The 25,457-nt window shown below is 69.2% G+C and carries 23 protein-coding genes; 2 read left to right on the forward strand and 21 right to left on the reverse strand.

Translation table 11 applies throughout. The features are described from left to right. Positions 1-8 precede the first annotated feature (8 nt). Entirely contained in the window at positions 9-1,862 is a 1,854-nt protein-coding gene (locus BM013_RS10860) for an ABCB family ABC transporter ATP-binding protein/permease (protein WP_093126408.1), read from the reverse strand. Between the two features lie 41 nt (positions 1,863-1,903). On the opposite strand from BM013_RS10860, the gene BM013_RS10865 reads away from it, so the two are divergent. After that, positions 1,904-2,344, forward strand: coding sequence for an acyl-CoA thioesterase (locus BM013_RS10865; RefSeq protein ID WP_093126834.1), 441 nt, complete (start codon positions 1,904-1,906; stop codon positions 2,342-2,344). A gap of 44 nt (positions 2,345-2,388) precedes the next feature. Here the strand turns inward: BM013_RS10865 and BM013_RS10870 are convergent, their stop codons facing one another. The 12 genes from BM013_RS10870 to BM013_RS10925 all read right to left on the reverse strand — a co-directional run bounded on the left by BM013_RS10870 (position 2,389) and on the right by BM013_RS10925 (position 15,018). Continuing rightward, the gene (locus BM013_RS10870; RefSeq protein ID WP_256221452.1) at positions 2,389-3,519 is read right to left on the reverse strand and encodes an ABC transporter substrate-binding protein; all 1,131 of its coding nucleotides are present in this window, start codon (positions 3,517-3,519) and stop codon (positions 2,389-2,391) included. A gap of 184 nt (positions 3,520-3,703) precedes the next feature. Further along, the gene (locus BM013_RS10875; RefSeq protein ID WP_093126410.1) at positions 3,704-4,468 is read right to left on the reverse strand and encodes an enoyl-CoA hydratase; all 765 of its coding nucleotides are present in this window, start codon (positions 4,466-4,468) and stop codon (positions 3,704-3,706) included. Between the two features lie 34 nt (positions 4,469-4,502). After that, positions 4,503-5,096 (reverse strand): 2-hydroxychromene-2-carboxylate isomerase, encoded by a 594-nt coding sequence (locus BM013_RS10880; protein ID WP_093126413.1) that lies wholly within the window; start codon positions 5,094-5,096, stop codon positions 4,503-4,505. Positions 5,097-5,124: 28 nt separating this feature from the next. Next, a complete protein-coding gene (locus tag BM013_RS10885; protein ID WP_093126415.1) occupies positions 5,125-5,871 on the reverse strand; it encodes an SDR family oxidoreductase in 747 nt (248 codons plus the stop codon). Between the two features lie 5 nt (positions 5,872-5,876). Continuing rightward, positions 5,877-6,710, reverse strand: coding sequence for an acyl-CoA thioesterase (locus BM013_RS10890; RefSeq protein ID WP_093126418.1), 834 nt, complete (start codon positions 6,708-6,710; stop codon positions 5,877-5,879). 88 nt (positions 6,711-6,798) lie between these two features. Next, a complete protein-coding gene (locus BM013_RS10895) occupies positions 6,799-7,998 on the reverse strand; it encodes an acetyl-CoA C-acyltransferase (RefSeq protein ID WP_093126420.1) in 1,200 nt (399 codons plus the stop codon). Then, a complete protein-coding gene (locus BM013_RS10900) occupies positions 7,995-8,414 on the reverse strand; it encodes an endonuclease domain-containing protein (protein WP_093126423.1) in 420 nt (139 codons plus the stop codon). The genes BM013_RS10895 and BM013_RS10900 overlap by 4 nt, the downstream gene beginning before the upstream one ends. A gap of 62 nt (positions 8,415-8,476) precedes the next feature. Next, positions 8,477-10,912, reverse strand: a complete 2,436-nt coding sequence (locus BM013_RS10905) for a 3-hydroxyacyl-CoA dehydrogenase/enoyl-CoA hydratase family protein (protein ID WP_093126425.1) — start codon at positions 10,910-10,912, stop codon at positions 8,477-8,479. A 121-nt stretch (positions 10,913-11,033) separates the two neighbouring features. Then, positions 11,034-11,468, reverse strand: a complete 435-nt coding sequence (locus BM013_RS10910; protein WP_093126428.1) for a DUF2147 domain-containing protein — start codon at positions 11,466-11,468, stop codon at positions 11,034-11,036. 55 nt (positions 11,469-11,523) lie between these two features. Further along, on the reverse strand, positions 11,524-13,320 hold the full coding sequence (locus BM013_RS10915) for an acyl-CoA dehydrogenase C-terminal domain-containing protein (RefSeq protein ID WP_093126430.1): 1,797 nt from the start codon (positions 13,318-13,320) through the stop codon (positions 11,524-11,526). A gap of 94 nt (positions 13,321-13,414) precedes the next feature. Further along, on the reverse strand, positions 13,415-14,104 hold the full coding sequence (locus tag BM013_RS10920; RefSeq protein ID WP_093126433.1) for a TetR/AcrR family transcriptional regulator: 690 nt from the start codon (positions 14,102-14,104) through the stop codon (positions 13,415-13,417). A gap of 155 nt (positions 14,105-14,259) precedes the next feature. Further along, a complete protein-coding gene (locus BM013_RS10925) occupies positions 14,260-15,018 on the reverse strand; it encodes an SDR family oxidoreductase (RefSeq protein WP_093126436.1) in 759 nt (252 codons plus the stop codon). Between the two features lie 143 nt (positions 15,019-15,161). Here BM013_RS10925 and BM013_RS10930 point away from each other — a divergent pair, with 143 nt between their 5' ends. Next, a complete protein-coding gene (locus BM013_RS10930; RefSeq protein WP_093126438.1) occupies positions 15,162-16,049 on the forward strand; it encodes a LysR family transcriptional regulator in 888 nt (295 codons plus the stop codon). Between the two features lie 3 nt (positions 16,050-16,052). On the opposite strand, the gene BM013_RS10935 is transcribed toward BM013_RS10930, so the two are convergent. The 8 genes from BM013_RS10935 to BM013_RS10970 are packed head-to-tail and all read right to left on the reverse strand — an operon-like array spanning position 16,053 to position 25,443. Next, positions 16,053-16,916, reverse strand: a complete 864-nt coding sequence (locus BM013_RS10935) for an isocitrate lyase/PEP mutase family protein (RefSeq protein ID WP_093126440.1) — start codon at positions 16,914-16,916, stop codon at positions 16,053-16,055. Next, entirely contained in the window at positions 16,913-18,325 is a 1,413-nt protein-coding gene (locus BM013_RS10940; protein ID WP_093126442.1) for an FAD-dependent oxidoreductase, read from the reverse strand. Before BM013_RS10940 ends, BM013_RS10935 begins: the two co-directional genes overlap by 4 nt. Then, entirely contained in the window at positions 18,322-18,936 is a 615-nt protein-coding gene (locus BM013_RS10945) for a cysteine hydrolase family protein (protein ID WP_093126444.1), read from the reverse strand. Before BM013_RS10945 ends, BM013_RS10940 begins: the two co-directional genes overlap by 4 nt. Beyond that, entirely contained in the window at positions 18,933-20,987 is a 2,055-nt protein-coding gene (locus BM013_RS10950; protein WP_093126447.1) for a hydantoinase/oxoprolinase family protein, read from the reverse strand. Before BM013_RS10950 ends, BM013_RS10945 begins: the two co-directional genes overlap by 4 nt. Continuing rightward, a complete protein-coding gene (locus tag BM013_RS10955) occupies positions 20,984-22,681 on the reverse strand; it encodes a hydantoinase B/oxoprolinase family protein (RefSeq protein ID WP_093126449.1) in 1,698 nt (565 codons plus the stop codon). Before BM013_RS10955 ends, BM013_RS10950 begins: the two co-directional genes overlap by 4 nt. Then, positions 22,674-23,195: a LeuD/DmdB family oxidoreductase small subunit gene (locus BM013_RS10960; RefSeq protein ID WP_093126452.1), complete on the reverse strand. Its 522-nt coding sequence runs from the start codon at positions 23,193-23,195 to the stop codon at positions 22,674-22,676. The genes BM013_RS10955 and BM013_RS10960 overlap by 8 nt, the downstream gene beginning before the upstream one ends. Then, positions 23,192-24,490, reverse strand: a complete 1,299-nt coding sequence (locus BM013_RS10965; protein ID WP_177206291.1) for a 3-isopropylmalate dehydratase large subunit — start codon at positions 24,488-24,490, stop codon at positions 23,192-23,194. The genes BM013_RS10960 and BM013_RS10965 overlap by 4 nt, the downstream gene beginning before the upstream one ends. Further along, positions 24,487-25,443, reverse strand: coding sequence for a tripartite tricarboxylate transporter substrate binding protein (locus BM013_RS10970; RefSeq protein WP_093126843.1), 957 nt, complete (start codon positions 25,441-25,443; stop codon positions 24,487-24,489). The genes BM013_RS10965 and BM013_RS10970 overlap by 4 nt, the downstream gene beginning before the upstream one ends. Positions 25,444-25,457: the final 14 nt, after the last annotated feature.

Genomic DNA, 25,457 nt, shown 5'->3' on the forward strand with positions numbered 1-25,457 from the left:
TGATCGCGCTAGAGCAGCGGCGCCGCTTCGCTCTTCTGCAAAGCCCACATCTGGGCGTAGCGGCCCTGCCTTGCCAGCAGCTCGGCATGCGTGCCGCGCTCGACGATCACGCCGCTTTCGAGCACCAGGATCTCGTGCGCGTCGACCACCGTCGACAGCCGGTGCGCAATGACCAGCGTGGTCTTGTCCTGCGCGGCGCTCTTCAGTTCCGACTGGATGGCGCGCTCGTTGGCCGAGTCGAGCGCCGAGGTGGCCTCGTCGAAGATCACGATGGGCGGGTTCTTCAGCAGCGTGCGCGCAATGGCCACGCGCTGCTTCTCGCCGCCGGAGAGCTTCAAGCCGCGCTCGCCCACCGTGGTGTCGTAGCCCCTGGGCGTGGCCGAGATGAAGTCGTGGATGCGCGCGGCGCGCGCGGCGTTTTCCACCTCGTCGCGCGTGGCGCCCGGGCGGCCGTAGGCGATGTTGTATTCGACCGTGTCGTTGAACAGCACCGTGTCCTGCGGCACGATGCCGATGGCACGCCGCACGCTGGACTGCTGCACCTCGCGGATGTCTTCGCCGCCGATGGTGATGCGGCCTTGCTGCACGTCGTAGAAGCGGTACAGCAGCCGCGCCAGCGTCGACTTGCCCGAGCCCGAGGGGCCGACCACGGCCACCGTCTTGCCGGCCGGGATCTCGAAGCTCACATGCTTCAGGATCGGCCGGGCGGGTTCGTAGGCAAAGCTCACGTCCTCGAAGCGCACGGTGGCGTCGGTGCCGGCCAGCGGCTGCGCGCCGGGCGCATCGCGCACCTCGCGGTCTTTCTCCATCAGCACGAACATCTTGTCGAGGTCGGTCAGGCTCTGCTTGATCTCGCGGTAGATCACGCCCAGGAAGTTCAGCGGAATGTAGAGCTGGATCATGAAGGCGTTGACCATCACCAGGTCGCCCAGCGTCATGCGCCCCTCGACCACGCCCGAGGTGGCGCGCCACAGCATCAGCACCAGGCTCACGGCAATCAGCGCCTGCTGGCCGGTGTTGAGCATGCTCAGCGTGCGCTGGCTCTTGATGGCGGCCTTGCGGTAGCGGTCGAGGCTGGCGTCGTAGCGTTTGGCCTCGAAGTCCTCGTTGTTGAAGTACTTGACTGTTTCGTAGTTCAGCAGCGAATCGACCGCGCGGCTCTGCGCCACCGAGTCGAGCTCGTTCATGGTCTTGCGGAACTGGGTGCGCCACTCGGTCACCGTGACGGTGAAGCCGATGTACAGCACCAGCGCGGCCGCGGTGATCCAGACGAACAGCGAGTCGAACTTGACGCCCAGGATGGTGAGCACCAGCACCAGCTCGATGATGGTGGGCACGATGCTGTAGAGCGACATCGAGATCAGCGAGTGCACGCCGCGCGTGCCGCGCTCGATGTCGCGCGTCATGCCGCCGGTCTGGCGCTCCAGGTGGAAGCGCAGGCTCAGCGAGTGCAGGTGCTGGAACACCTCCAGCGCAATGCGCCGCGCCGTGCCCTCGGTGGCCTTGGCGAAGATCAGCTCGCGCAGCTCGCCGAACAGCGAGGTCGAGAAGCGCAGCAGGCCGTAGGCCAGCAGCAGCCCGATGGGCACGATGAGCAGCGCCTGGGCCAAGTCGGGAGCACCCGGCTTTGGCGTCATCGTGTCGACCAGGTTCTTCAGCAGCACCGGCACGCCCACGTTGGCCACCTTGGCGCCCACCATGAAGGCCAGCGCGGCCGCCACGCGCCATTTGTATTGCCAGAGGTAAGGAAACAGGCGCCGCAGCGTCGCCCAGTCGGAGCGGTCGCCGCGCTCCGGCGGGTGGCCGGACACGGTGTGGGAAGGGACGGGCGTGGGGGGGAGGGCTTCGCCGCTGCGGCGCATGGAGGACAATCGTGGTTGCTTGTTTGTTCCAGATTGTGCCCATGTCAGATACTTCCAGTGCCGCCGCCGCTGCCACCCTCAAGAGCCTGCCCACCGACATGGAGCTGGTGCTCAAGGTCATCCCGATGCCGGCGGACTGCAACGTCAACGGCGACATCTTCGGCGGCTGGGTCATGGCGCAGTGCGACCTGGCCGGCTCGGTGATCCCGGCGCGCTACGCCAAGGGCCGCCAGGCCACGGTGGCCGTCAACGAGTTCATCTTCAAGCAGCCGGTGCGCCTGGGCGACATTCTTTCGTTCTATTCGAAGCTGGTGCGCATCGGCCGCACCTCGGTCACGGTCACGGTCGAGGTGTTCGCGGAGCGCTTCCGGGCGCAGGGCGAGTACATCAAGGTGACGCAGGCCACCTTCACCTACGTGGCGATCGACGACAGCGGCCGTCCGCGGCCGATCGAGAAGCCGGCCGAACAGCCCGGCGAGTAAGCAGTTGAGCGGCTCGGCGGCCGAGCGACTGAGCAGCCGCCCCGTCAAACGCCCGGGTCGCGCACCCGCTCGAAGCGCTCGAATTCCCGGTTGATCCAGCGCCCGTTGCGGCGCTCCACGCGGCGGATGTACACCGTCTGCACCACGTCGCGGGTGTGGGCGTCGATCTCGAGCGGGCCGCGCGGGCTGTCCAGCGCCAGCCCGCGGAAGGCGTCCACCAGCCTGTCGCCACTGGCACCGCGCGCCGCGGGCGAACTCCATGCCGCGTCGATGGCGGCCAGCGCATCGTGCGCCGCCACCGCGAAATAGCCCGGGCGCAGGTGATCGCCGTACTCCGTCTGGAAGGCGCTCGTGAAGCGGCGGTTGGCCGGCGCGTCGTGCGCAAACGAATAGTGGTGGCTGGTGACCAGCCCGTCGGCCAGCTCGCCCATGCCTTCGAGGTAGTTGTCGTCGGTGGCGTCGCCGGTGGCCAGCAGGCGGATGCCGGTGTCGGCCATGCCGCGGTCGCGCCAGAACTTGAGGAAGCTCGCCGGCATCTGCCCCGAAGGCAGGAAGAAGAACACCGCCTGCGGCTTCAGCTCGCGCAGCCGCAGCATGTAGGCCGAGTAGTCGAGCGTGGCCAGCGGCACCCGCAGCATCGCGCCGACCCGGCCGCCGCCCGCGGTGATGCCCGAGACGAAGGCGCTCTCGGCATCGACGCCCGAGGCGTAGTCGGCCACCACCGTGCAGACGTCGCGCAGCCCCTGCTGGAGCGCCCAGCGCGCCAGCGGCAGCGTGACCTGGCCGATGGTGAACGACACCCGCACCGCGAACGGGCAGCGCGCCGTGATGCCCGAGGAGGCCGCGTTCATCACCACGAGCGGGAGCCTGGCCTGCGCGGCGACGGCGCCCACGGCGTAGGCGTTGGAGCTGAAATCCAGGCCCGTCAGCAGGTCGACGCGCTCGCCTTCGACCAGCTCCTGCGCATGGCGGCGCGCCTGCTCGGGCGCGCTGCCGGCCACGTCGCGCCGCAGCAGCTCGACCGGCCGGCCCGCGACATGCTGGTTGTGCGCGGCCAGCCAGACGGCCATGCCGGCATCGAACTGCCGGCCGCCGCCCGCATAAGGCCCGCTCCACGAACCGATGACGCCGATGCGCAAGGGGCGCACGCGCGCCAGCGACAGCGCGGGCACCATGGCGGCGCCCGCAAGAAAACCCAAAGTACGCCGGCGCGTGAACTTGTTTGCTACTTTTTCAGTAGCAGCACTCGCCCGTTGGCCGGGCGTTGCAGACGTTTTATTCTCGAAAACTTGCACGCGGGCCAGTGTAAGCGCGCGAGCTTGCGCTCGCTTTCCTTTGCTTCTCTCGCGCGCGGAACGGTCAGAGCTTCGAGAAGTCGGGCTTGCGCTTTTCCATGAACGCGCCGAAAGCCTCGCGCGCCGCGGGTTCGCGCAGCATGCGGCCGAAGCTCGCGCCCTCCTCGCCCATGCGTTCCAGCACGGCGGGCATCTGCGCCTTCTTCAGCAGGCGCTTGGTTTCGACCAGCGCGGTCAGCGGCTTGGCGGCCAGCTTGCGTGCCTGGATCTGGGCAATGGCATTGGCCTCGGTCGGCGGCACCACGCGGTTGACCAGGCCCACCTCGAGCGCCGCCTCGGCCATGAAGGGTTCGCCCAGCAGCAGCGCCTCGGCCGCGCGGTGGTAGCCCAGCATCTGCGGCACCAGCAGGCTCGAAGCGGCTTCGGGGCACAGGCCCAGGTTCACGAAAGGCATCGAGAAGGCGGCGTTGTCGCCCGCGTAGACCAGGTCGCAATGGAACAGCATCGTGGTGCCGATGCCCACGGCCGGGCCGCACACCGACGCGACGATGGGCTTGGGAAAGGTCGCGATGCCACGCAAAAAGCGGAACACCGGCGACTCCTGCGTCGACGGCGGGCCGTTGAGGAAGTCGCCGATGTCGTTGCCGGCGCTGAAGATGGTCGGGTCGCCCTGCAGCAGCACGCAGCGCACGGCGGCATCGCCCTCGGCGGTGGCCAGCGCGTCGGCCAGCTCGCCGTACATGCTGCTGGTGATCGAGTTCTTCTTGTCGACGCGGTTGAAAGTGATGGTCATCACACCGGCTTCGGTGTGGACGAGGATGTCGCTCATGGGAAAGGTCCTTGGGTAAAACGGGTGGCGCCGCTCAGGCGGAAAGTGCTTCGCGCACGAAATCGAGGCGGTCCTGGCCCCAGAACATGTCGCTGCCGACGAACATGGTGGGCGCGCCGAACACGCCGCGCTCCACGGCTTCCTGCGTGACGGCCTTCAGGCGGTCCTTGGTGTCCTGCGCGCCGGCCAGCGCGAGCAGGCCCGCGGCGTCGAAGCCCGCATTCTGCAAGACCGCGCCGACCGTCGCCGGGTCGTTCATGTTTTTCGGCTCGACCCACATCGCATGGAACACCGCGTCCACGTACGCGCCGAAGCGTGCCGGCTCGCTCATCTGGAGGCCGGTGGCGCCACGCATCAGCAGCAGCGTGTTGACCGGAAAGTGCGGGTTGTGCGCGAAGGGCACGCCGTAGCGCCTGGCGAAGCGCTGCAGGTCGGCGTTCATGTACGGGCCCTTGGGCTTGATGTCGGCCGGCGAGTGGTTGCCCGTGGCCTGGAACACGCCGCCCAGCAGCATCGGCTTCCAGACCAGCTCGGCGCCGGTGTCGGCGCACACGTGCGGCAGCTGCGTGGCGGCCAGGTAGGCGGCGGGGCTGCCGAAGTCGAAATAGAAGTCCACGAATTTGGTCACGGGCGTTGTCTCCTGCTCGGTGTTTTCTTCAGAACTTCTCGGACCACGGGCGCAGGTCGATCTCGTGCGTCCAGGCGTCGCGCGGCTGCGAATGCAGCATCCAGTAGGTGTCGGCGATGTGGTCGGGGTTCAGGATGCCGTCGCTCTCCTTCAGCGCATAGCGCTCGGGGAAGTTGCTGCGGATGAACTCGGTGTCGATGGCGCCGTCGACCACCACGTGCGCGACGTGGATGCCCTGCGGCCCGAGCTCGCGCGCCATCGACTGGGCCAGCGCGCGCAGGGCCATCTTGGCGCCGGAGAAGGCGCCGAAGTTCGCCGCGCCGCGCAGCGAGGCCGTGGCGCCCGTGAAGACGATCGTGCCGCGATGGCCGCCGTTCGGCAGTTCGCGCGCCACCATCCGCTTGGCCACTTCGCGCCCGTTGAGAAAGCCCGAGAAGCAGGCCATCTCCCACACCTTGAAGTACTTGCGCGCGCTCTCCGTGAGGATGCTCTCGGGCACGTTGGCGCCGATGTTGAACACCAGCACCTCAATCGGCCCGATGGTCGATTCGATCTGCTCGACCAGCGCGACCACTTCTTCCTCCTTGCGCGCGTCGCAGGCGAAGGCATGCGCCTTGCCGCCGTCGGCCTCGATCTGCGCCACCAGCGGCTGCAGCTTGTCGAGGCTGCGCCGGGTCACGCAGGTGGCATAGCCTTCGCGTGCGAAGCGCCGGGCAATGGCGCCGCCGGTGGCATCGCCCGCGCCGACGATCAGTGCGGCCTTGGTCTGCGCCATGACGCTCACTCCTTGTAGTAGACGATCTGGTTCGACGTGGCGAGCAGCATGCCGCTCTCGCTCCACAGCTGCGCCGCCTGGTCGAAGAAGCCGTTGCTGAACTGCTGCCCCGTGGCGCTGCCCAGCAGGTAGCCCGTGCCCACCTCGGCCAGCTGCGCCGCGTTGGCGTGAAAGTAGGTGGTGATCGACACCGTGCCTGCCGGCACCGGCGTGGCGCGGCGCAGCCACACGCGCGGGTAGAACAGGTCGCTCATGGCCGCGAGCGAGGTGAAGTCCAGCGCCCGGGGTTGCGCGTCGCGCAGCCAGAGCCGGCTTTCGCTGTGGTGGCCGCTGCCGTCCCACTTCGAGGGAATGCTGCCGCTGACCGGGCGCATCTCGTACTGGCCCACCCAGGCCACGCCCGACGGGCCGATGGTGATCCGCTCGACCGCCTCGGCCCTGGGCACGTCGGGCATCGGCAGGTCGTTCTCGCCCCAGGTCTCGCGGCGCACTGCGGTGATCACGGTGGCGGTGGTCGTCATGTGGGGCGCGCCGCTGGCGCCGGCCTGCGTGATCTGCACCGTCCAGTGCTGCGTCGAGCGGTTGGTGCGCACGGCCGTGGCCTGGATGTCGAACGCGCCGGCCTCGAGCGCCGCCGCGTAGTTCACCGTGAGCGCGATCGGCGCGCCCAGCAGGTCGGGATGCCTCAGCACCGCCTGCAGCGCGAGCGCCGCCGTGGTGCCGCCGAAGGGCCCGACCATGTTCCAGTAGTCGGGGCTGGTCGTGCCCGTGAAGTGCCCCACGCGGATGTCGCTGTGGTGGAGCTCCAGGGCTTTGTCGAAGGGGTGCGTGGGGGTCATGGTCGGCAGTGTGCCTTCGGTGGGCGCGCTCGGGCAGTCGTGTGCGGGACGCCGGCGTGCTGCACTGCAGTACGCGCGGCGAGCATGCTCAGACGCGCTCGAAGATGCCGGCCGCGCCCTGCCCCATGCCCACGCACATCGTGACCATGCCGTACTTCAGGTTCTCGCGGCGCAGCGCGTGCACCACGGTGGCCGCGCGGATGGCACCGGTCGCACCCAGCGGGTGGCCCAGCGCAATGGCGCCACCCATCGGGTTGACCTTCGACGGATCGAGCCCCAGCGTGTTGATGACGGCGAGCGACTGCGCGGCGAAGGCTTCGTTGAGTTCGAACCAGTCGATGTCCTCGTGCTTCAGGCCGGCATAGCGCAGCGCGGCGGGAATGGCCTCGATCGGGCCGATGCCCATGATCTCGGGCGGCACGCCCTTGCTGGCGAAGCTCACGAAGCGCGCGAGCGGCGTGAGACCGTACTGCTTCACGGCCTTCTCGCTCGCCAGGATCAGCGCGCCGGCGCCGTCCGAGGTCTGCGAGCTGTTGCCGGCCGTGACCGTGCCGCGCGCGGCGAACACGGTGCGCAGCTTGGCCAGGCCTTCGATGCTGGTGTCGGGGCGCGCGCCTTCGTCGAGGTTGACGGTGCGCGTCTTGGCGATCGACTCGCCGGTCTCCAGGTTCGGCGTGCGGTCGGTCACTTCGATCGGCGTGATCTCGTCGGCGAACTTGCCGGCCTTCTGCGCGGCCAGCGCCTTCTGGTGCGAAGCCAGCGCGAATTCGTCCTGCGCCTCGCGGCTCACCTTCCACTGCTGCGCGACCTTCTCGGCCGTGAGGCCCATGCCGTAGGCAATGCCCACGTCGCCTTCGCGCTCGAAGATCGAGGGCGAGAGCGAGGGCGAATTGCCCATCATGGGCACCATGCTCATGCTCTCGACACCGGCCGCGATCATCACGTCGGCCTCGCCCACGCGGATGCGGTCGGCGGCCATCTGCACGGCCGAGAGGCCGGACGCGCAGAAGCGGTTGACGGTGATGCCGCCGACGCTGGTCGGCAGGCCCGCGAGCACGGCGCCGATGCGCGCCACGTTCAGGCCTTGCTGCGACTCGGGAATGGCGCAGCCGCAGATGATGTCTTCGATGGCCTTGGGGTCGAGGCTGGGCACGGCGGCCAGCGCGGCGCGCAGCGTGGTGGCCAGCAGGTCGTCGGGGCGGTAGTTGCGGAAGTAGCCGCGGTGCGACTTGCCGATGGGCGTGCGGGTGGCGGAGACGATGTAGGCGTCTTGGATTTGTTTGCTCATGAGGAAGCTCCTGAATTTTCTTGCCCCTTCCCCCTCCGGGGGAAGGCTGGGATGGGGGCTGACGGCGTCAACTCGACAAGGCGATTGACGATGGCCTGGCGGACCCCATCGAGATTGGTGAACGGATCGTTCGATGCGAAACGCAGCACGTCGAATCCCTGTGCCCGGAAGAAAGCATCGCGCGCGGCGTCGTAGGCTTGCTGAGCCTGATGCTGTGACCCGTCGAGTTCGACGATCAGCTTCGGGTCGAGGCAGGCGAAGTCGGCGATGTAGTTTCCCAACGGATGCTGGCGACGAAACTTCACACCCAGCTGTTCGGCGCGCAAGCCCGACCAGAGCCTGCGCTCCGAGTCGGTCATCTCGCGGCGAAGCACTTGTGCGTTCGCGCGGGCGTCGGGTGTGGTTTGGTTTCGCATCGTGCTTGGTCGGAGAGCCCCCATCCCGGCCTTCCCCCGGGAGGGGAAGGAGGAATGCGGAATCAGTTGCGCACCGGCTTCCCCGTGCTCAACATCCCCATGATCCGCTCCTGCGTCTTCGGATGCACGATCAGCGAGCAGAACGCCTTGCGCTCCAGCGTCATCAGGTACTCCTCGGTCACGAGCGAGCCCGCGTCCACGTCGCCGCCCGTCACCACGTTGGCGATCAGGCCCGCAATGTGGAAGTCGTGCGCGCTGATGAAGCCGCCGTCGCGCATGTTCACCAGCTGCCCCTTGATCGTCGCGGCACCGCTGCGCCCCGCCACGCGGAAAGTGCGGCGCAGCGGCGGGCGGTAGCCGGCGTCGGCCATGGCCTTGGCCTGCTGCAGCGCCACGTACAGCAGCTCGTCCTTGTTCGCCACGATCACGTCGCTGTCGAGCAGATAGCCCAGCTTCTTCGAGTCGAGCGCGCCGGTGCCCACCTTGGCCATCGCGGCGGCGGTGAAGCCTTCGGTCAGGAACGGCAGCAGGTCGGTGCCCGTCGAAGCCGCGGCGTTCTCGGCCGCGCGGCGCGCGATGTAGGTCAGGCCGCCCGCGCCGGGGATCAGTCCCACGCCGACTTCGACCAGGCCGATGTAGCTTTCCATCGCCGCCACGCGCCTGGCCGAATGCACGGCCAGCTCGCAGCCGCCGCCCAGCGCCATGCCGCGCACGGCCGAGATCACCGGCACGTTGGCGTAGCGGATCTTGAGCATCACGTTCTGCAGCTCTTCTTCCGCGCCCTCGACCGCGCCGATGCCCGCGACCACGAAGGCCGGCAGCATCGCCTGCAGGTCGGCGCCGACCGAGAACATCTCGTCCGGCGACCAGATCACCAGGCCCTTGTATTCGGCTTCGGCCAGGTCCACCGCGGCGCCCAGCGCCTCGGCCACATCGGGGCTGATGGCGTGCATCTTCGAGTGGATGCTCGCGATGAGCACCCCCTCGAATCCTTCCTTGTCGAGCGTCCACACGCGCACGTCGCCTTCGTCGCTGATCGTGGTGCCGGCCGTGTTGGCGTCGGGCGCGTTGGCGCCCAGCACGCTCTCGGGGAACAGCTGGCGGTCATGCACGGGCAGCTTGCGTTGCGGCACGAACTTGTTCTGCGAGGCGCTCCACGAGCCCTCCGGCGTGTGCACGCCACCGGCCTCGGCCACCGGGCCTTCGAACACCCACTTCGGCAGCGGCGCGCTGCTCAGCGCCTTGCCCGCGTCGATGTCTTCCTGCACCCACTTGGCCACCTGCGCCCAGCCGGCTTCCTGCCACAGCTCGAACGGGCCCTGCTTCATGCCGAAGCCCCAGCGCATCGCAAAGTCGATGTCGCGCGCGCTCTCGGCAATGTCGCCCAGGTGCACGGCGGCGTAGTGGAAACCGTCGCGCAGGATCGCCCACAGGAACTGGCCCTGCGGCCCTTCGCTCTCGCGCAGCAGCTTCAGGCGCTCGCCCGCGGGCTTCTTCAGCATTCGGCCGTAGACCTCGTCGGCCTTCGCGCCGGCGGGCACGTACTCGCCGCTCTTCAGGTCGAAGCGCAGGATGTCGCGGCCGACTTTCTTGAAGAAGCCGGCCTTGGCCTTCTGGCCCAGGTTGCCCAGCTCCAGCAGCTTGGCGAGCACCGGCGGCGTCGCGAAGTTGGCGTAGAACGGATCGGTCTGCGCGTTCAGGTTGTCCTGCAGCGTCTTCACGACGTGGGCCATGGTGTCCAGGCCCACCACGTCGGCGGTGCGGAAGGTGCCCGAGCTCGCGCGGCCCAGCTTCTTGCCGGTGAGGTCGTCCACCACGTCGGGCGTCAGGCCGAACTTCTCGACTTCCTTCAGCGTGGCCAGCATGCCGGCAATGCCGACGCGGTTGGCGATGAAGTTGGGCGTGTCGTGCGCGCGCACCACGCCCTTGCCCAGCGTGCTGGTGACGAAGGCCTCGAGGTCGTCGAGCACCTGCGGCTGCGTGGTGGGCGTGTTGATGAGTTCCACCAGGAACATGTAGCGCGGCGGGTTGAAGAAGTGAATGCCGCAGAAACGCGGCTTCAGCGCTTCGGGCAGTGCCTCGCTGAGCTTGGTGATCGACAGGCCCGAGGTGTTCGAGGCCAGGATCGAATGCTTGGCCACGTGCGGCGCGATCTTCCGGTACAGGTCGAGCTTCCAGTCCATGCGCTCTGCAATGGCCTCGATGATGAGGTCGCACTCGCCGAGCTTGGCCAGGTCGTCTTCGTAGTTGGCCTGCTCGATCAGCACCGCGTCGGCCACGTCGCCGAGCGGCGCGGGCTTGAGCTTCTTGAGGTTGTCGATGGCGCGCGTGACGATGCCGTTCTTCGCCGCGCCTTGCGCGACCGCGCCGGTCGCGTCCTTGGCGGCCAGGTCGAACAGCACGACCGGCACGCGCACGTTGACGAGGTGGGCCGCAATCTGCGCGCCCATCACGCCGGCGCCGAGCACGGCGACCTTCTTCACTTGAAATCGGGACATAGCTGGGTTTCGAAGTTCTGAATTCATTCGGGGAACACCGCGGAACCGGCTTTGCCGGGCCGCTGGTGTTGCCCCCTTGAGGGGGAGGCCGCTACACGAAGTGAGCAGCAACGGGGGTGGGTCATTGAACACGGTTCCAGGTTTGGGTGCGCCAGAAGGGGCCCAGGTAGCCGCGCACTTCGAGCTTCTTGCCGCCGTCGATGGGTGTGAAGCTCGCGCGGTATTCCTTGCCGTTCTCGGGGTCGAGGATCTTCCCGCCCTCCCAGACGTCCTTGCTCTCGGCCTTCTTGCCGCCGCGGATGATGTCCAGGCCGACCATGGGCTTGCCCTTGCGGTCGTCGCTGCATTCATCGCAGGTGGCGCCGGGCTTGGCGTCCTTGCCCAGCGCCTTCTCGATGCGCCCGAGCAGCGCGCCGTTGGCCTCGGCAATGCTGATCTCGGCCTTGACCTCGCCGGTCTTGTCGTCGACGTTGCGCCACACGCCCACCGGCGTGCTCTGGGCCATGGCCGAGAGGGCGGTCGCGGTGAACAACAGGGCTGCAAGCGTTTTTTTCATGATCGGCTCCCGGATGAGTGGATGAGGAAGAGCAGCGGCTTTTATCAGCGGCCTTTTATGCCAGCGCCGCGTCGGTGTCCATGAGCACCTTGCTGCCGGCGCGCGCGGTGCGCATCAGCGTCGCGGTCTCGGGGAACAGCTTGGCGAAGTAGAAGCGCGCGGTCTGCAGCTTGGCCACGTAGAACGGGTCGGTGTTGCCGGCGGCAATTTCGCGCAGCGCCACTTGCGCCATGCGGGCGAACAGGTAGCCGAACACGAAGTGGCCGGCCACGCGCAGGTAGTCCACCGCGGCGGCGCCCACTTCGTCGGGGTTCTGGAAGCCCTTGAAGCCGATCTCGGTGGTGAACTTGGTGAGCTGGTCGCCCAGCACGGCCACGGGCGTGATGAACTCCGACATCTTCTCGTTCACGCCCTCTTCTTCCACCAGGCGGGCCACCAGCTTGCCGAACTTCTTCAGCGACGCGCCGTTGTTGCCCAGCACCTTGCGCCCCAGCAGGTCCAGCGACTGGATGGTGTTGGTGCCTTCATAGATCATGTTGATGCGGTTGTCCCGCACGAACTGCTCCATGCCCCATTCCTTGATGAAGCCGTGGCCGCCGAACACCTGCATGCAGGCGTTGGTCGAGATGTGGCCGTTGTCGGTGATGAAGGCCTTGACGATGGGCGTGAGCAGCGCGACCAGCTCGCCCGAGTCCTTGCGCACCTTCTCGTCGGGGTGGTTGTGCTCCTTGTCGAGCAGCAGCGTGCAGAAGATCTGCAGCGCGCGCCCGCCCTCGGCATAGGCCTTGGCGGTGAGCAGCATCTTGCGCACGTCGGGGTGCACGATGATCGGGTCGGCTTCCTTGTCCTTGGCCTTCACGCCCGACAGCGAGCGCATCTGCAGGCGGTCCTTGGCGTAGGCCAGCGCGTTCTGGTAGGCCACTTCCGTGAGGCCCAGCGACTGGTTGCCCACGCCCAGGCGCGCGGCGTTCATCATCACGAACATCGCGGCCAAGCCCTTGTTGGGCTCGCCCACCAGCGTGCCCGTGGCGCCTTCGATCACGATCTGCGCGGTGGCGTTGCCGTGGATGCCCATCTTGTGCTCCAGGCCGGCGCAGAAGATCGGGTTGCGCTCGCCCAGCGAGCCGTCGGCCTTCACATGGAACTTGGGCACCACGAACAGGCTGATGCCCTTGCTGCCCTTGGGCGCGTCCGGCAGGCGGGCCAGCACCAGGTGAATGATGTTGTCCGTCATGTCGTGCTCGCCGGCCGAGATGAAGATCTTGCTGCCGGTGATGCGGTAGGTGCCGTCCGCTTGCGGCTCGGCCTTGGTGCGCAGCAGGCCCAGGTCGGTGCCGCAATGGGGTTCGGTCAGGCACATGGTGCCGGTCCACTCGCCGCTCGTGAGCTTGGGCAGGTAGGTCTTCTTCTGTTCTTCGGTGCCGTGCGCCTTGAGCGCTTCGTACGCGCCGTGCGAGAGGCCGGGGTACATGGTCCAGGCCTGGTTGGCGCTGTTGAGCATTTCGAAAAGGCACTGGTTCACCACGAACGGCAGGCCCTGGCCGCCGAAGGCCGGGTCGCACGACAGCGCGGGCCAGCCGCCTTCGACGTACTTGGCGTAGGCGTCCCTGAAGCCGGTGGGCGTCTTGACTTCGTGCGTGGCCTTGTCGAGCACGCAGCCTTCTTCGTCGCCGCCGATGTTCAGCGGGAACGTCACTTCGGCGGCGAACTTGCCGGCCTCTTCGATCACCGCGTTGATGGTGTCGGCATCGGTCTCGGCATGGGCCGGCAGCGCCTTGAGTTCCTCGGCGACGTTGAGCACTTCGTGCAGCACGAATTGCATGTCGCGCACGGGTGGGTTGTAGGTAGGCATCCGGAACTCTCCTGGTCGAAGCTAGATAGAAAAAGAAAAAGGGGGAAGAACGAAAACGGAAAAAACGGAAAAGCGAAAGCGGGGCGCGCCTGCCTCAGCGCACGGGCTTGAGGCGGCGGCCGGCGGCCGGCGCGGCGGCATCGGCCTTCGGCGCGGCAGGCGTGGCGCTGCGCGCCAGGATGTTGTCGAAGCCGACGTTGGCGCGGCCGATGGAGCCGGGCACCTGCAGGAAGCGCGCCTCGTAGTGCAGCGCGAGGATCAGCCCGTGGATCTCGAACGCCACCTGGCGCTCGTCGGCGTCGGCGCGCAGATGGCCTTCGGTCTGCGACTGCACGATGGCGCGCAGCACGGCGGCCTGCCAGATGCTGACCGACTCCACCAGCGCATCGCGCACCGGGCCCGGACGGTCGTCGAATTCGGAGGCGCCGCTGATGTAGATGCAGCCCGAGTCGATCTCGGTCGAGGTGCGCTTCATCCAGTTGGCGAACATGGCGCGAAGGCGCGGGAGGCCGCGCGGCGCCTTGAGGGCAGGAAAGAACACTTCCTGCTCGAAACGGGCGTGGTACTCGCGCACCACGGAAATCTGCAGTTCCTCGCGCGAGCCGAAGTGGGCGAAAACGCCCGACTTGCTCATCTTGGTGATCTCGGCCACGGCGCCGATCGACAGGCCTTCCAGGCCGATCTGCGCGGCCAGTGCCAGTGCGGCGTCGACGATCACGGCCTTGGTCTGCTGGCCCTTCTGGGCGGCGCGGGCCGGCTTGGCGGGAACGGCATTGACAGGCATCGTGGGGCTCCGAATAAAACGAACGGTCGTTCTATTTTGCAGGGGCTTCCCACTTTTGACTTCTAGAAGCCTTCAGTTATTGAAGGTTAATTGAACCGGCCGGGAGCGGCAAGGGGGCCATACCCTGCCCCGCCCCCCGGCTTACTTTCAGCAGATCAGAAGTCCTGCGACACCGGCCGCACCACCACTTCGTTGATGTCCACGTTCGCCGGCTGCTCCACCGCGTAGACCACGGCGCGGGCCACCGCGTCGGACGGGATCTGGTTGGCGTCGTAGAAGGCCTTCAGGCCGGCCGTGGCGTCGGCGTCGGTGCTGCCGAACTTCAGTTCCGACTCCACCGCACCAGGCGACACCACGCTCACGCGCACGCCGGTGTTGCCCATCTCCACGCGCAGGCCTTCGGAGATGGCGCGCACCGCGTGCTTGGTCGCGCTGTACACCGTGCCGATCGGCGTGAACACCTTGAAGCCGGCAATGGACGCCACGTTCAGGATGTGCCCGCTGCCCTGCGCCTGCATGCGCGGCAGCACCGCGGCAATGCCGTAAAGCACGCCCTTGATGTTGACGTCGATGGTGCGGTCCCACTCGTCGACCTTGAGCTTCTCGATCGGCGACAGCGGCATCACGCCCGCGTTGTTCACCAGCACGTCGATGCGGCCGAAGGCCTCGACGGTGGCCGCGGCCAGTTGCTCCAGGTCGGCGCGCTTCGACACGTCGGTGGCCACGGCGATGGCTTCGCCGCCGGCTTCGCGGATCTCTGCGACGAGCTTGTCGAGCCGGTCGGTGCGGCGTGCCGCGAGCACGACCTTGGCGCCGCGGGCGGCCAGGTGGCGCGCCGTCGATTCGCCGATGCCGCTGCTGGCGCCGGTGACGATGGCGACCTTGCCTTTGATGTTGTCTTGAACGGATGTCATGGAATGTCCTTTGCGGTGGGTTGGAAAACGAAGGGAAAGAAGAGTTGGTGCATGCAGTGTCGAAAATCTGCGTATTCCCGTAAATGAAACTCTTCCGACTTCAGAATTCCTAGAATCGGAACACTGCAAAGGAAAGCCCGCCCATGTCCAACCGCCTCGAAGCCCTGCGCGTGTTCTGCGCCGCCGCCGACGCCGCCAACTTCCGCGACGCGGCGGTGCGCCTGTCGGTCTCGCCGCAGGTGGTCACGCGCGCCGTGCGCGAACTCGAGGAGGAACTGGGCGAGCCGCTGTTCCACCGCAGCACGCGCGGCGTGCAGCTCACCGACTTCGGCCGCCAGCTCGCGCAGCGCGCGCGCACCGCCGTGGGCGGCGTGGACGCGCTGTTTCACCGCACCGACCGGCGCGCGCTCTCGCAGCACGCGGGCACGGTGCGCGTCACGGCGCCGAACGTGTTCGGCCGGCGCCTGATTCCGCAGGCGCTGGCGCCCATGCTGGCCGCGCACCCGGGCCTGGTGCTCGACCTGCGCCTGTCGGAGGAGCATGCCGACGTGGTCGACCAGCAGATCGACATCGGCGTGCGCGCCGGCCCGATCCGCGACGCGCGCTTCGTGGCGCGCACCGCCGGGCGGATGCCGCTGTACGTGGTGGCCACGCCGGCGCTGGTGGCGCGCACGGGCGTGCCCAAGGACCTGGAGGCGCTCGCGGCGATGCCGCTCACCGCGCTGATCGACCGCGCCTCGGGCCGGCCGTGGTCATGGTTCTTCAGCAAGGGGCGCCAGGTACCGATCACCTCGCCGGCCTTCGTGACCGACGACGTGGATGCGGAGTGCGCCGCGGTGCAGGCGGGGCTGGGCTTCGGCCAGCTCGTGGCGCCGCTGGCCGAGCCCTTGCTGCAGGCCGGTGTGCTGGTGGCCGTGCTGGAGGCCGAGGCGCCGGAGCCCTGGCCGATTCATGTCTACCGCTCGCAGCGCGCGCCGGTGCCGGCGCGTGTGCGGCTGGTGTACGACGAGCTGGTGCGGGTGCTGCGCTGAGCCTCAGTCGTACTTCTGGCCGGTGCGCATCAGCTCGGGCGTGCCGATCACCTCGTTGAGCGCATCGAAGTCCAGCATCTGCGCGCGCCACGGCTGCGTGGTGCGGTGCTGGTGCAAGCTGGCGTAGTAGCCCTGCAGCGTGTGCACCACCGCGCGCGCCGTGCCGCCCGGGAAGATGGCGATGCGAAAGCCGTGCTTCTGCAGCGCGTCGGCATCCTGTATCGGCGTCTTGCCGCCTTCGACCATGTTCGCCAGCAACGGCACGCGGTGCGCGAAGCGGCTGCAGGCCGCGTCCATCTGCTCGGGCGAGCGCAGCGCCTCGATGAAGAGCGCGTCCACGCCGCATGCGAGGTAAGCCTCGGCGCGGTCGAGCGCGGCCTCCAGCCCCTCGACCGCCACCGCGTCGGTGCGCGCGAGGATCAGCGTGTCGCTCGACGTGCGCGCGTCCAGCGCCGCCTTCAGCTTGCCGACCATCTCGCGCTCGGGCACCACGGCCTTGCCGTCGAGGTGGCCGCAGCGCTTGGGAAAGGTCTGGTCCTCGATCTGCACCATGGCCGCGCCCGCGCGCTCGAAGCCGCGCACGGTGCGCTGCGTGTTCAGCGCGTTGCCGAATCCGGTGTCGGCATCGACGATCACCGGCAGGCGCACGCGCTCGGTGATGCGCGCCAGCGTGTCGGCCACTTCGGTGAAGGTGGTCAGGCCGATGTCGGAGCGGCCCAGGCGCGTGTAGGCAATCGACGCGCCCGACAGGTACAGCGCCTCGAAGCCGGCCTGCTCGGCCACCAGTGCGCTCAGCGCGTCGTACACGCCGGGTGCCAGCACCACGTCGGGTCGGGCCAGGCGGGTCTTGAAGTTGTGGGTCGTCATGCGGACGCCTCCTTGTGTTGAACCAGTGCGGCAGCCGTGTGCGCCGCGATGTAGCCGCCGGCCACGGCGCTCAGCAGGCCGTTGCCGGAGAGATAGCCCCACACCGCGTCACCCGAGACACCGCCGGCCGCGCCGCCCGCGGCCAGCAGGTTGGGCAACGGCGTGCCGTCCTGGCGCAGCACGCGCATGTCGGGTGCGGTGTCGAGGCCGCCCTGGGTGTGGAAGAGCGCGCCGGTCACCTTGACGGCGAAGTACGGCGCGCCGAGGCCGCGCGAGAACACGCGGCCGTCGGCCGCGGGCACGCCACCGCGCATCGCGTCGAGCGTGCCCTGCAGCACCGCGGCTTCGCAGCCGATGCAGTCCGCCAGCGCGGCCACCGAGTCGCAGCGGCGCAGCGCGCCGGCGGCCTCGGCCTCGCAGAAGTCGGGGAAGCCGCGCGCCAGTGCGAGCAGCGGCGTGTCGAACACGTTCCAGCCGATGCCGCCCGGCTGCGCGAGCACATGCACCGCGGCTTCGGAGTAGCCCAGCGTCTCGTCGTGAAAGCGCCGGCCGTCGCAGTTGAGCTGCACGCCGCCTTCCATCATCACGGCCCACGACATCAGCGCGCCCTGCGGCGTGACCCACGAGCCGTGGCCCTGGTAGCCGCCCAGGTCGCGCAGCCGCGCACCCAGCGACTCGCCCCAGAGGATGGCACTGCCGTCGTTGCCGACGTGCCCGCCGAAGGTGGCCTCGGCCATCTCGGGCAGCAGCGTGCGCACCATTTCCGTGTTGCCTCCGAAGCCGTTGCAGGCCAGCAGCAGCGCGTCGCAGCCCAGCGTTTCATGCTGGCCGTCGGGGCGCAAGTAGTCGATGCCGACCACCCGGTCGTGCGCGTCGAGCACCAGCGTGTCGACCACGGCCTGCGTCAGCACCGGAATGCCCGCAGCTTCGACGGCCGACTGCAACGCTGCCATCAATGCGGCGCCCGTCTTCTGCGGCAACGCGTGCATGCGGTGCACGCTGTGGCCGGGGTAGAGAAAGCCGTCGAGCAGCATCCACCCGAGACCGTGGCGCGCCTGCAGTGCATCGAGCGCGGGGCCGATGGCATGGGCATACGCATCGACCAGCGCAGCTGCCGCGCGGCCGTGCGCCTTGGCCTGGATGTCGGCCGCAAAGCGCGCGGCGCTGTCGTCGGCCACGCCGTGCGCCTGCTGCACGCGCGTGCCGGGCGCGGGAATGAAGCCCGAGGACAGCGCCGTCGATCCGCTGGGCAGCGCGTCGCGCTCCAGCACCACGCAGTCGATGCCCGCGTCCGCCAGCATCAGCGCCGCCGTGAGCCCGCAGGCCCCGCCGCCGACGATGGCCACCGCCACGTGCACATCGGCCTCCACCTGCGCGGCGCGCCGGACGGTTCTTGCGGGCGCGCTCATGCCAGCGATGCGATGAAGGGCGCGCAGTCCGTCACCTCGGCCACGTTGCGCATGTCGGCCAGCGAGGTGTTGTGGCGCTCCTCGCCGAAGGCCGCGCAGCCGTCGGCCAGCACCAGCGTGCGGTAGTCGCGCATGTGCGCGTCGCGCACCGTGCTGGCCACGCCGCCGTTGGTGACGATGCCGCACACCGCCACGGTGTCGATGCCCGCGCGGCGCAGCACCCAGTCGAGCTGCGTGTTGAAGAAGGCCGAGTACGCGACCTTGCTGACCGTCACGTCGACCAGGCCCGCGAGCGCATCGACATTCGCCTGGCCCCAGCTGCCGGGCGCGAAGTCGCCCTTGGCCAGGTACGGGCGCAGCGCCTTCAGGTGCGGCGAGACCATCGGCTCGCCCTTCGCGTCGGGCCACAGCGTGAACTGGCTCGCCACCACCAGCCCCCCGCCCGCCTTCAGCGCACGCGCCACGGCGGCCACGCGCCCGGGCAGCAGCAGCGCGGGAGGGTTGGTGTCGCCGCCGCGCGCGTAAGCGCCCTTGGCGTCGAGAAAGTCGTTCTGCAGGTCGATGACGACCAGCGCCGTCTTCGCCGGAACGAGCTTCGTGCCCGCGCTCATGACGGCCTCACCAGCAGGTTGCCATGCGCGTCGACCTCGGCATGGAAGCCGGGTTCGAGCCACACGGTCGTGTCGGCCTGTTCGAGGATGGCCGGCCCGTCGATGCGCGCGGCCACCGGCAGCTCGAGCCGCGCGTAGCGCACCGCGTCGTGCCACCGGCCTTGGTGGAACACGCGCTGCGTGCCCAGCGGCGCGGTGCTGCCCAGGCCTTCGGGCGCCAGCACCTTCAGGTCGAACTTGGGCCGCACGCCGATGCGCGCATAGCGCAGGTTCATCACGCGAATCGCGATGCCGTCGAGCACGCGGCCGAAGGCTGCCGTGTAGGCCGCTTCGAAGGCAGCGCAAATGGAAGCGGCCGTGATCGGCGCCTGGCCCGCATCGGCCAGCACCACCGGCAGCGTGTGCGTCTGGCCGGCGTAGAGCATGTCGAGTGCAACCACTTGACGCACGTCGTCGAAGCGCACGCCCGACGAGTCGAGCCGCTGCTGGCAGCTCGCGGCCAGCGTGTCGATGCGGTGCTGCAGGTCGGCCACATCGAGGTCGGCCAGCGGCCTGTTGATGGTCTGCACCGCGTCGTGGCGCATGTCGGCAATCACGCAGCCCAGCGCCGACGTGACGCCGGGGTAGCGCGGCACGATGCCCGTGGCGACGCCCACCTCGCGCATCATCGCGCACACATGCAGCGCGCCGCCGCCGCCGAAGGGCATGTAGGCGAAGCGGCGCGGGTCGTGCCCGCGCTCGATCGACACCAGGCGGATGGCGCCGGCCATGCGCGCATTGGCCACGGTCAGGATCGCTTCCGCCGCCGCGTGCACCTCGAGGCCCAGCGGGCGCGCGACATGTTCCTCGATGGCCTGGCGCGACTTCTCCGCGTCCAGCGCCGCCAGCAGGCCGCCACCCAGCGGACGGTCCGCCGCGATGCGGCCCAGCAGCACATTGGCATCGGTCACGGTCGGGCGCATGTTGCCGCGGCCGTAGCAGGCCGGCCCGGGCACGCTGCCCGCCGACTCGGGCCCGACCTGCAGCATGCCGCTCGCGTCGACCGACGCGATGGAGCCGCCGCCGGCGCCGATGGTCTCGATCTGGATCATCGGCGAGCGGATCACCATGCCGAACTCGATGGCGGTCTGCGCCGCCAATGCAGCCTCGCCGTTCGCCACCAGCGACACGTCGAAAGACGTGCCGCCCATGTCGCCCGTGATCGCGTTCGGAAAACCCGCCGCGCGCGCAATGGCCGCGCAGGCGATCACGCCGGCCGCCGGGCCCGACAGCGCGGTGCGCACCGGCAGGTCGCTCGCGGTCTGGCGCGACATCACGCCGCCGTTGCTCTGCACCACCAGCAACTCGCCCGCGAAGCCCTGCGCGCGCAGGTCGCTTTCGAGCCGGCCGAGGTAGCTGCCCACCACCGGCTGCAGCGCCGCGTTGAGCGTGGCGGTCGAGCAGCGCTCGAACTCGCGGATCTCGGGCAGCACCTCGCTGGCCGAGGTGACGTGCGGGTTGGGCCACAGCTCGCGCACCGCGGCCACGGCCAGGCGCTCGTTCTCGGGGTTGGCGTAGGTGTTGATGAAGAACACGCACACGGCCTCGCAGCCGGCCTCCAGCAGCGAGCGCGCTTCGGCGCGCACTTGTTCCAGGTCGACCGCCGTGTGCAGCGTGCCGTCGGCCAGCACGCGCTCGTCGACTTCGCGGCGCAGGTCGCGCGGCACCACGGGCTTGAAGCTGCCGCGCAGGCCCCAGGTCTCGGGCCGGTCGCGCCGGCGCATCTCGAGCACGTCGCGAAAACCGCGCGTGGTGATGATGCCGGTGCGCGCCACCTTGCGCTCCAGCAGCGCGTTGGTGCCCACGGTGGTGCCGTGCACGATGGTGGCGATGGCCGCGGCCGAATCGGCCACGCGCGCCACGCCGTTCATGAAGCCGCGCGCTTCCTCGCCGCGCGTGGAAGGCACCTTGACGATGCGCGCGCTGCCGTTGGCTTCGTCGAGCACGAAGAGGTCGGTGAAGGTGCCGCCGACATCGACGCCGACGACAAGGGAGTTACCAGGGGAAGTCATTCGGTTGCTTTCTTCGTCGTATCGGTGCTCACATAGCCCATGGCCGCATCGGCCTCGCGCTTCTCTGGCTGGCGCTCGGCCGCGTTACCCCAGCCGCCGCCGCCGGGCGTTTCCAGGCGCACGCGCTCGCCGCGCGCCAGCGTGATGCCGCGCATCTTGGAGACCATGGGCGGCGTGTGCCACTCGCCCGCGTTCTCGTAGCGGAACACGTTGACCGCGCCCGCGCCGCCGCCCGCGATGCCCTTGGGCGGCGAGGTGCCGCGTTCGCCGAAGACGAACACCTCGGCGTCTTTTTCGAGCAGTTCGATTTCATAGACGGCGCCCAGGCCGCCGCGGTGCTGGCCGTCGCCGCCGGAGTCGGCGCGCAGCGACCATTCGGTGAAGCGCACCGGGTAGGCAGCTTCCAGGATCTCGAGCGGCGGGATCGTCGCGGTCGAGATGGGTGCGTTGCCGTGCGCCAGGCCGTCGCCACCCGAGTGGCCGCCATGGCCGCCGCCGAAGAAGCTGAACATCACCCAGCGCTGGCCTTCGCGGCCCTTGTCGCTGCGGTGGCCCGCGATCGACAACGCGTTGATGGTGCCGTAGGCCTGCGCCACGGCGCGCGTGGGGTCGGCCTGCGCAGCGGCGCTGAAGATCACGTCGATCATGCGCAGGATGGTCTCGGTATAGCCGCCGACCGGTCGCGGACGCTCGCAGCTGATCACCAGCCGGTCGGGAATGACGAAGTCCACCGCGTCGAGCACGCCGGCGTTGGCGGGCACGTCGGGGAACAGGTGCTTGAGCGCAACGTAGCAGGCGGCGATCGCCGTCGAGCGCGAGATGTTGACCGGCCCCGCGCATTGCGGCGAAGTGCGCGAGAAGTCGAGCGTGAGCCGGTCGCCGGCCACCGTCATGTCCAGCGCGATGGTCAGCGGCTCGTTGACGATGCCGTCGTTGTCCAGCACGTCCTCGAAGCTGTAGCGGCCGTCGGGCAGCGAGGCCACGTGCGAGCGCATCAGGCGCAGCGCGCGGCTGCGCAGCTCGCCCAGCGCGGCCAGCACCAGGTCGTCGCCGTATTCGTCGAGCAGGCCGTCGAGCCGCTTCGCGCCGAGCTCCAGCGCCGCGAGCTGGCCGTTCAGGTCGCCCCACAGGCTGTCGGGCAGGCGCGTGTTGGCCTGCAGGATGGCCAGCACGTCGGGGTCGAGCACGCCGCCCTTCACGATGCGCACCGGCGGAATCTGCACCGCCTCCTGCCAGCACTCGGTGGCTGCCGGGTTGTAGTTGCCGGGCACCGCGCCGCCCACGTCGTGCCAGTGCGCGGCCGAGGCCATGTGGCAGTAGAGCTTGCCGTTGCGGAAGAACGGCTTCACCAGCTTGAAGTCGTTGGCGTGCGTGCCGCCGTCGTAGGCGTCGTTGCTGATCCAGATGTCGCCGTCACGCATGCCGCCGCGCGGCGCGGCGGCCTTGGCCGTGGCGCGCACCGCGAAGGCCATGGCGCCCACGAACACCGGCAGGCCCGACTTGCCCTGCACCAGCGTGTCGCCGGTGGTGGCGTCGTACAGGCCGTGGCAGGCGTCGTGCGCCTCGGCAATGATGGGATTGAACGCGCTGCGGTAGAGCGTGGCGTCCATCTCGTCGGCCACCTGCTCGAGGCGGCCGCGCAGCACGGCGAGCGTGACGGGGTCGATGGTTGGGGCGGAAGAAGGGTCAGACATCGGTGGCTTTCTTGGAGGCGGGGCGGCCAGTTCGCTGGCGCAGCTGGTTCAACAGTCCGCCGGCGCGGACCATGTCCATGAGGAATCCGGGCACCGGCTCGCAGGCCAGGCGCCTGCACCCGGGCATGACGATCTCGGGCGCGGTGGTGTCCAGGGCGATCTGGTCGCCTTCGCTCAGTGTTTCGGCCTCGGCGCAGGTCAGCAGCAGCAGGCCCACGTTGAAGGCGTTGCGAAAATACAGGCCGCTGTACGACGGCGCGATCACCGCGCTCACGCCCAGGTGCACCAGCACGGCGGCGGCCTGCTCGCGCGAGGAGCCGATGCCGAAGTTGGGCCCGGCCACGAGCACGTCGCCGCGCGCCACGCCGGCGGCGAAGTCGGGGCGGATGGCCTCGAGGCAGTGCTTGGCGATGATGTCGATGCCGTGCTTCATGGCATGACCCGGCGCGAGCAGGTCGGTGTCGATGTCGGCGCCGAGCCGCCAGACGCGGTGGGTGGCGTGCGTGACGCTCATGCCAGCACCTCGCGCGGATCGGTCACGCGGCCGCGCAATGCCGCGGCCGCCACGGTGTAGGGCGAACCCAGGTACACCTGCGCGCTCGGCGAGCCCATGCGGCCCTTGAAGTTGCGCGCCGTGGTCGAGATGACGGTGATGTCGTCGCCCATCGGGTCGCCGTAGCCGGAGCAGGCGCCGCACGCGGTCGGGAACAGTTCGGCGCCCGCGTCCATCAGCGCCTGCAGCACGCCCTCTTCGCGCGCCTGCTCCTGGTCCTGCAGGCTGGCGGGCGCGACGATCAGGCGGATGCCCGCCGCCACCTTGTGGCCGCGCAGCACCTGCGCCGCGGCGCGCAGGTCGTCGAGCTTGGCGCCGGTGCAGGCGCCGATGTAGGCCACGTCCACCGGCGTGCCGGCGTAGTGGCTCACGCCCAGCGAATTGGCCGGGCTGTGCGGCGCGGCCACGTGCGGCTCGAGCGTGTCGGCGTCGAAGCTGTGGCGCGTGAGCGCGGCGTCCCTGTCGGTGAACCATGCAGAGCTGTCGGCGCGCGGCGCGCCGGCCGCTTCCAGGTAGGCCGCGGTGGTGGCGTCGGGCGCGATGAGCCCGGCCTGCGCGCCGAGTTCGGCGCTCATGTTCGACAGCGTCATGCGCTCCTGCATCGACATCGAGCGCACCGCCGGACCCGCGAACTCCACCGCCTGGTAGCGCCCGCCGTTCATGCCGAAGCGCCCGATCATGTGCAGCATCATGTCCTTGGCGGTCACGCCCGCGGGCAGCTTGCCGTCCCACCACATCTGGATGGTCTCGGGCACGCGCAGCCAGATGTCGCCGGTGACGACCACGCCCAGCATCTCGGTGCTGCCCACGCCGAACATGTAGGCGCCGAACGCGCCGCCGGTGGGCGAATGCGAGTCGCCGCCCACGCACAGCATGCCGGGGCGGATGTGGCCGTGCTGCGGCACCACCACGTGGCAGATGCCCTGGCTGTCGTACACGTGCGGCAGCTGCTGGTCGCGCGCCCAGTCGCGCGCGATGCGCACGATGCGCCGCGAGTCGTCGTCGCGCTCGGGCACGTAGTGGTCCATCACCAGCACGATGCGCGAACGGTCCCAGATCTGCGCGCCCAGTTCCTCGAGCATGGGCTTCAGGCGGCGCGGGCCCGAGGAGTCGTGGAACATGGCGAGGTCGACGCCGCAGGTCACGATCTCGCCCACCGCCACGTGCGCGCGGCCGCTGGCGCGCGCAATGAGCTTCTGCGCCAGCGTCTGTGGCGGCACCCGCGCGGCTGCCGGGTTGGAGGTGTCGGCGGTCATTCGGGCTTGGCTCCGGAGAACTTCACGACCTTGGCCCAGCGCGGGATCTCGCTCTGCACGAACGCGGTGAACTGCTCGGGCGAGTTGCCCACGGGAATCGCGCCTTCGGTGTCCAGGCGCTTCTGCATGTCGGGCTGATGCAGCGCATGGCGCGCCGCTTCGCTGAGCTTGCGCGACACGTCCGCCGGCAGGCGCGCCGGGCCGAACAGGCCGAACCATGCGCTCGACTCGTAGCCGGGCAAGGCCTCGGCGATGGCCGGCACGTCGGGGAACGCGGGCAGCCGCTTGGCCGTGGTGACGCCCAGCGCCTTGAGCTTGCCGGCCTGGATGTGGGCCTTGACGTTGCCCACCGCCGCGAACATCAGCTGCACCTGGCCGGCCAGCAGGTCCTGCACGGCGGGCGAGGTGCCCTTGTAGGGAATGTTCACGATGTCCACGCCCGACTGCATCTTGAAGGCCTCGCCCGCCATGTGCAGCGACGAGCCCACCGCGCCGATGGCGAAGTTGAGCTGGCCCGGTTTGGCCTTGGCGAGCGCGATGAGCTCGCGCACGTCCTTCGCGGGCACCGAGGGATGCGCCACCAGGATCGACGGCGAGGTGGCCACGCAGGTGAGCGCGGTGAAGTCCTTCACCGGGTCGAAGGGCAGCGTGGGGTACAGCGTGGCGTTGATGGCATGGCTGGTGAAGCTCATCAGCAGCGTGTTGCCGTCGGGCGCGGCCTTGGCCACCGCATCGGCGGCGATGTTGCCGCCCGCGCCGGGCTTGTTCTCGACGATGACGGTGCGGCCCAGCGCGGGGCCCATGCTGACGGCCAGCGAGCGCGCCAGCGTGTCGGTCGAGCCGCCGGCCGGCGCGCCGACCAGGATGCGCACGGGGGCGTTGCCGATCTGCGCGCGGGCGGCGGCGGCAAAGGCCAGCGCGGCGGGTGCGATGAGGATGTCGCGGCGATGGATCATGGGGTTTCCTT

The organism is Variovorax sp. OK605 (assembly GCF_900115445.1).
In the GTDB taxonomy this organism is placed as follows: Bacteria; Pseudomonadota; Gammaproteobacteria; order Burkholderiales; family Burkholderiaceae_C; genus Variovorax.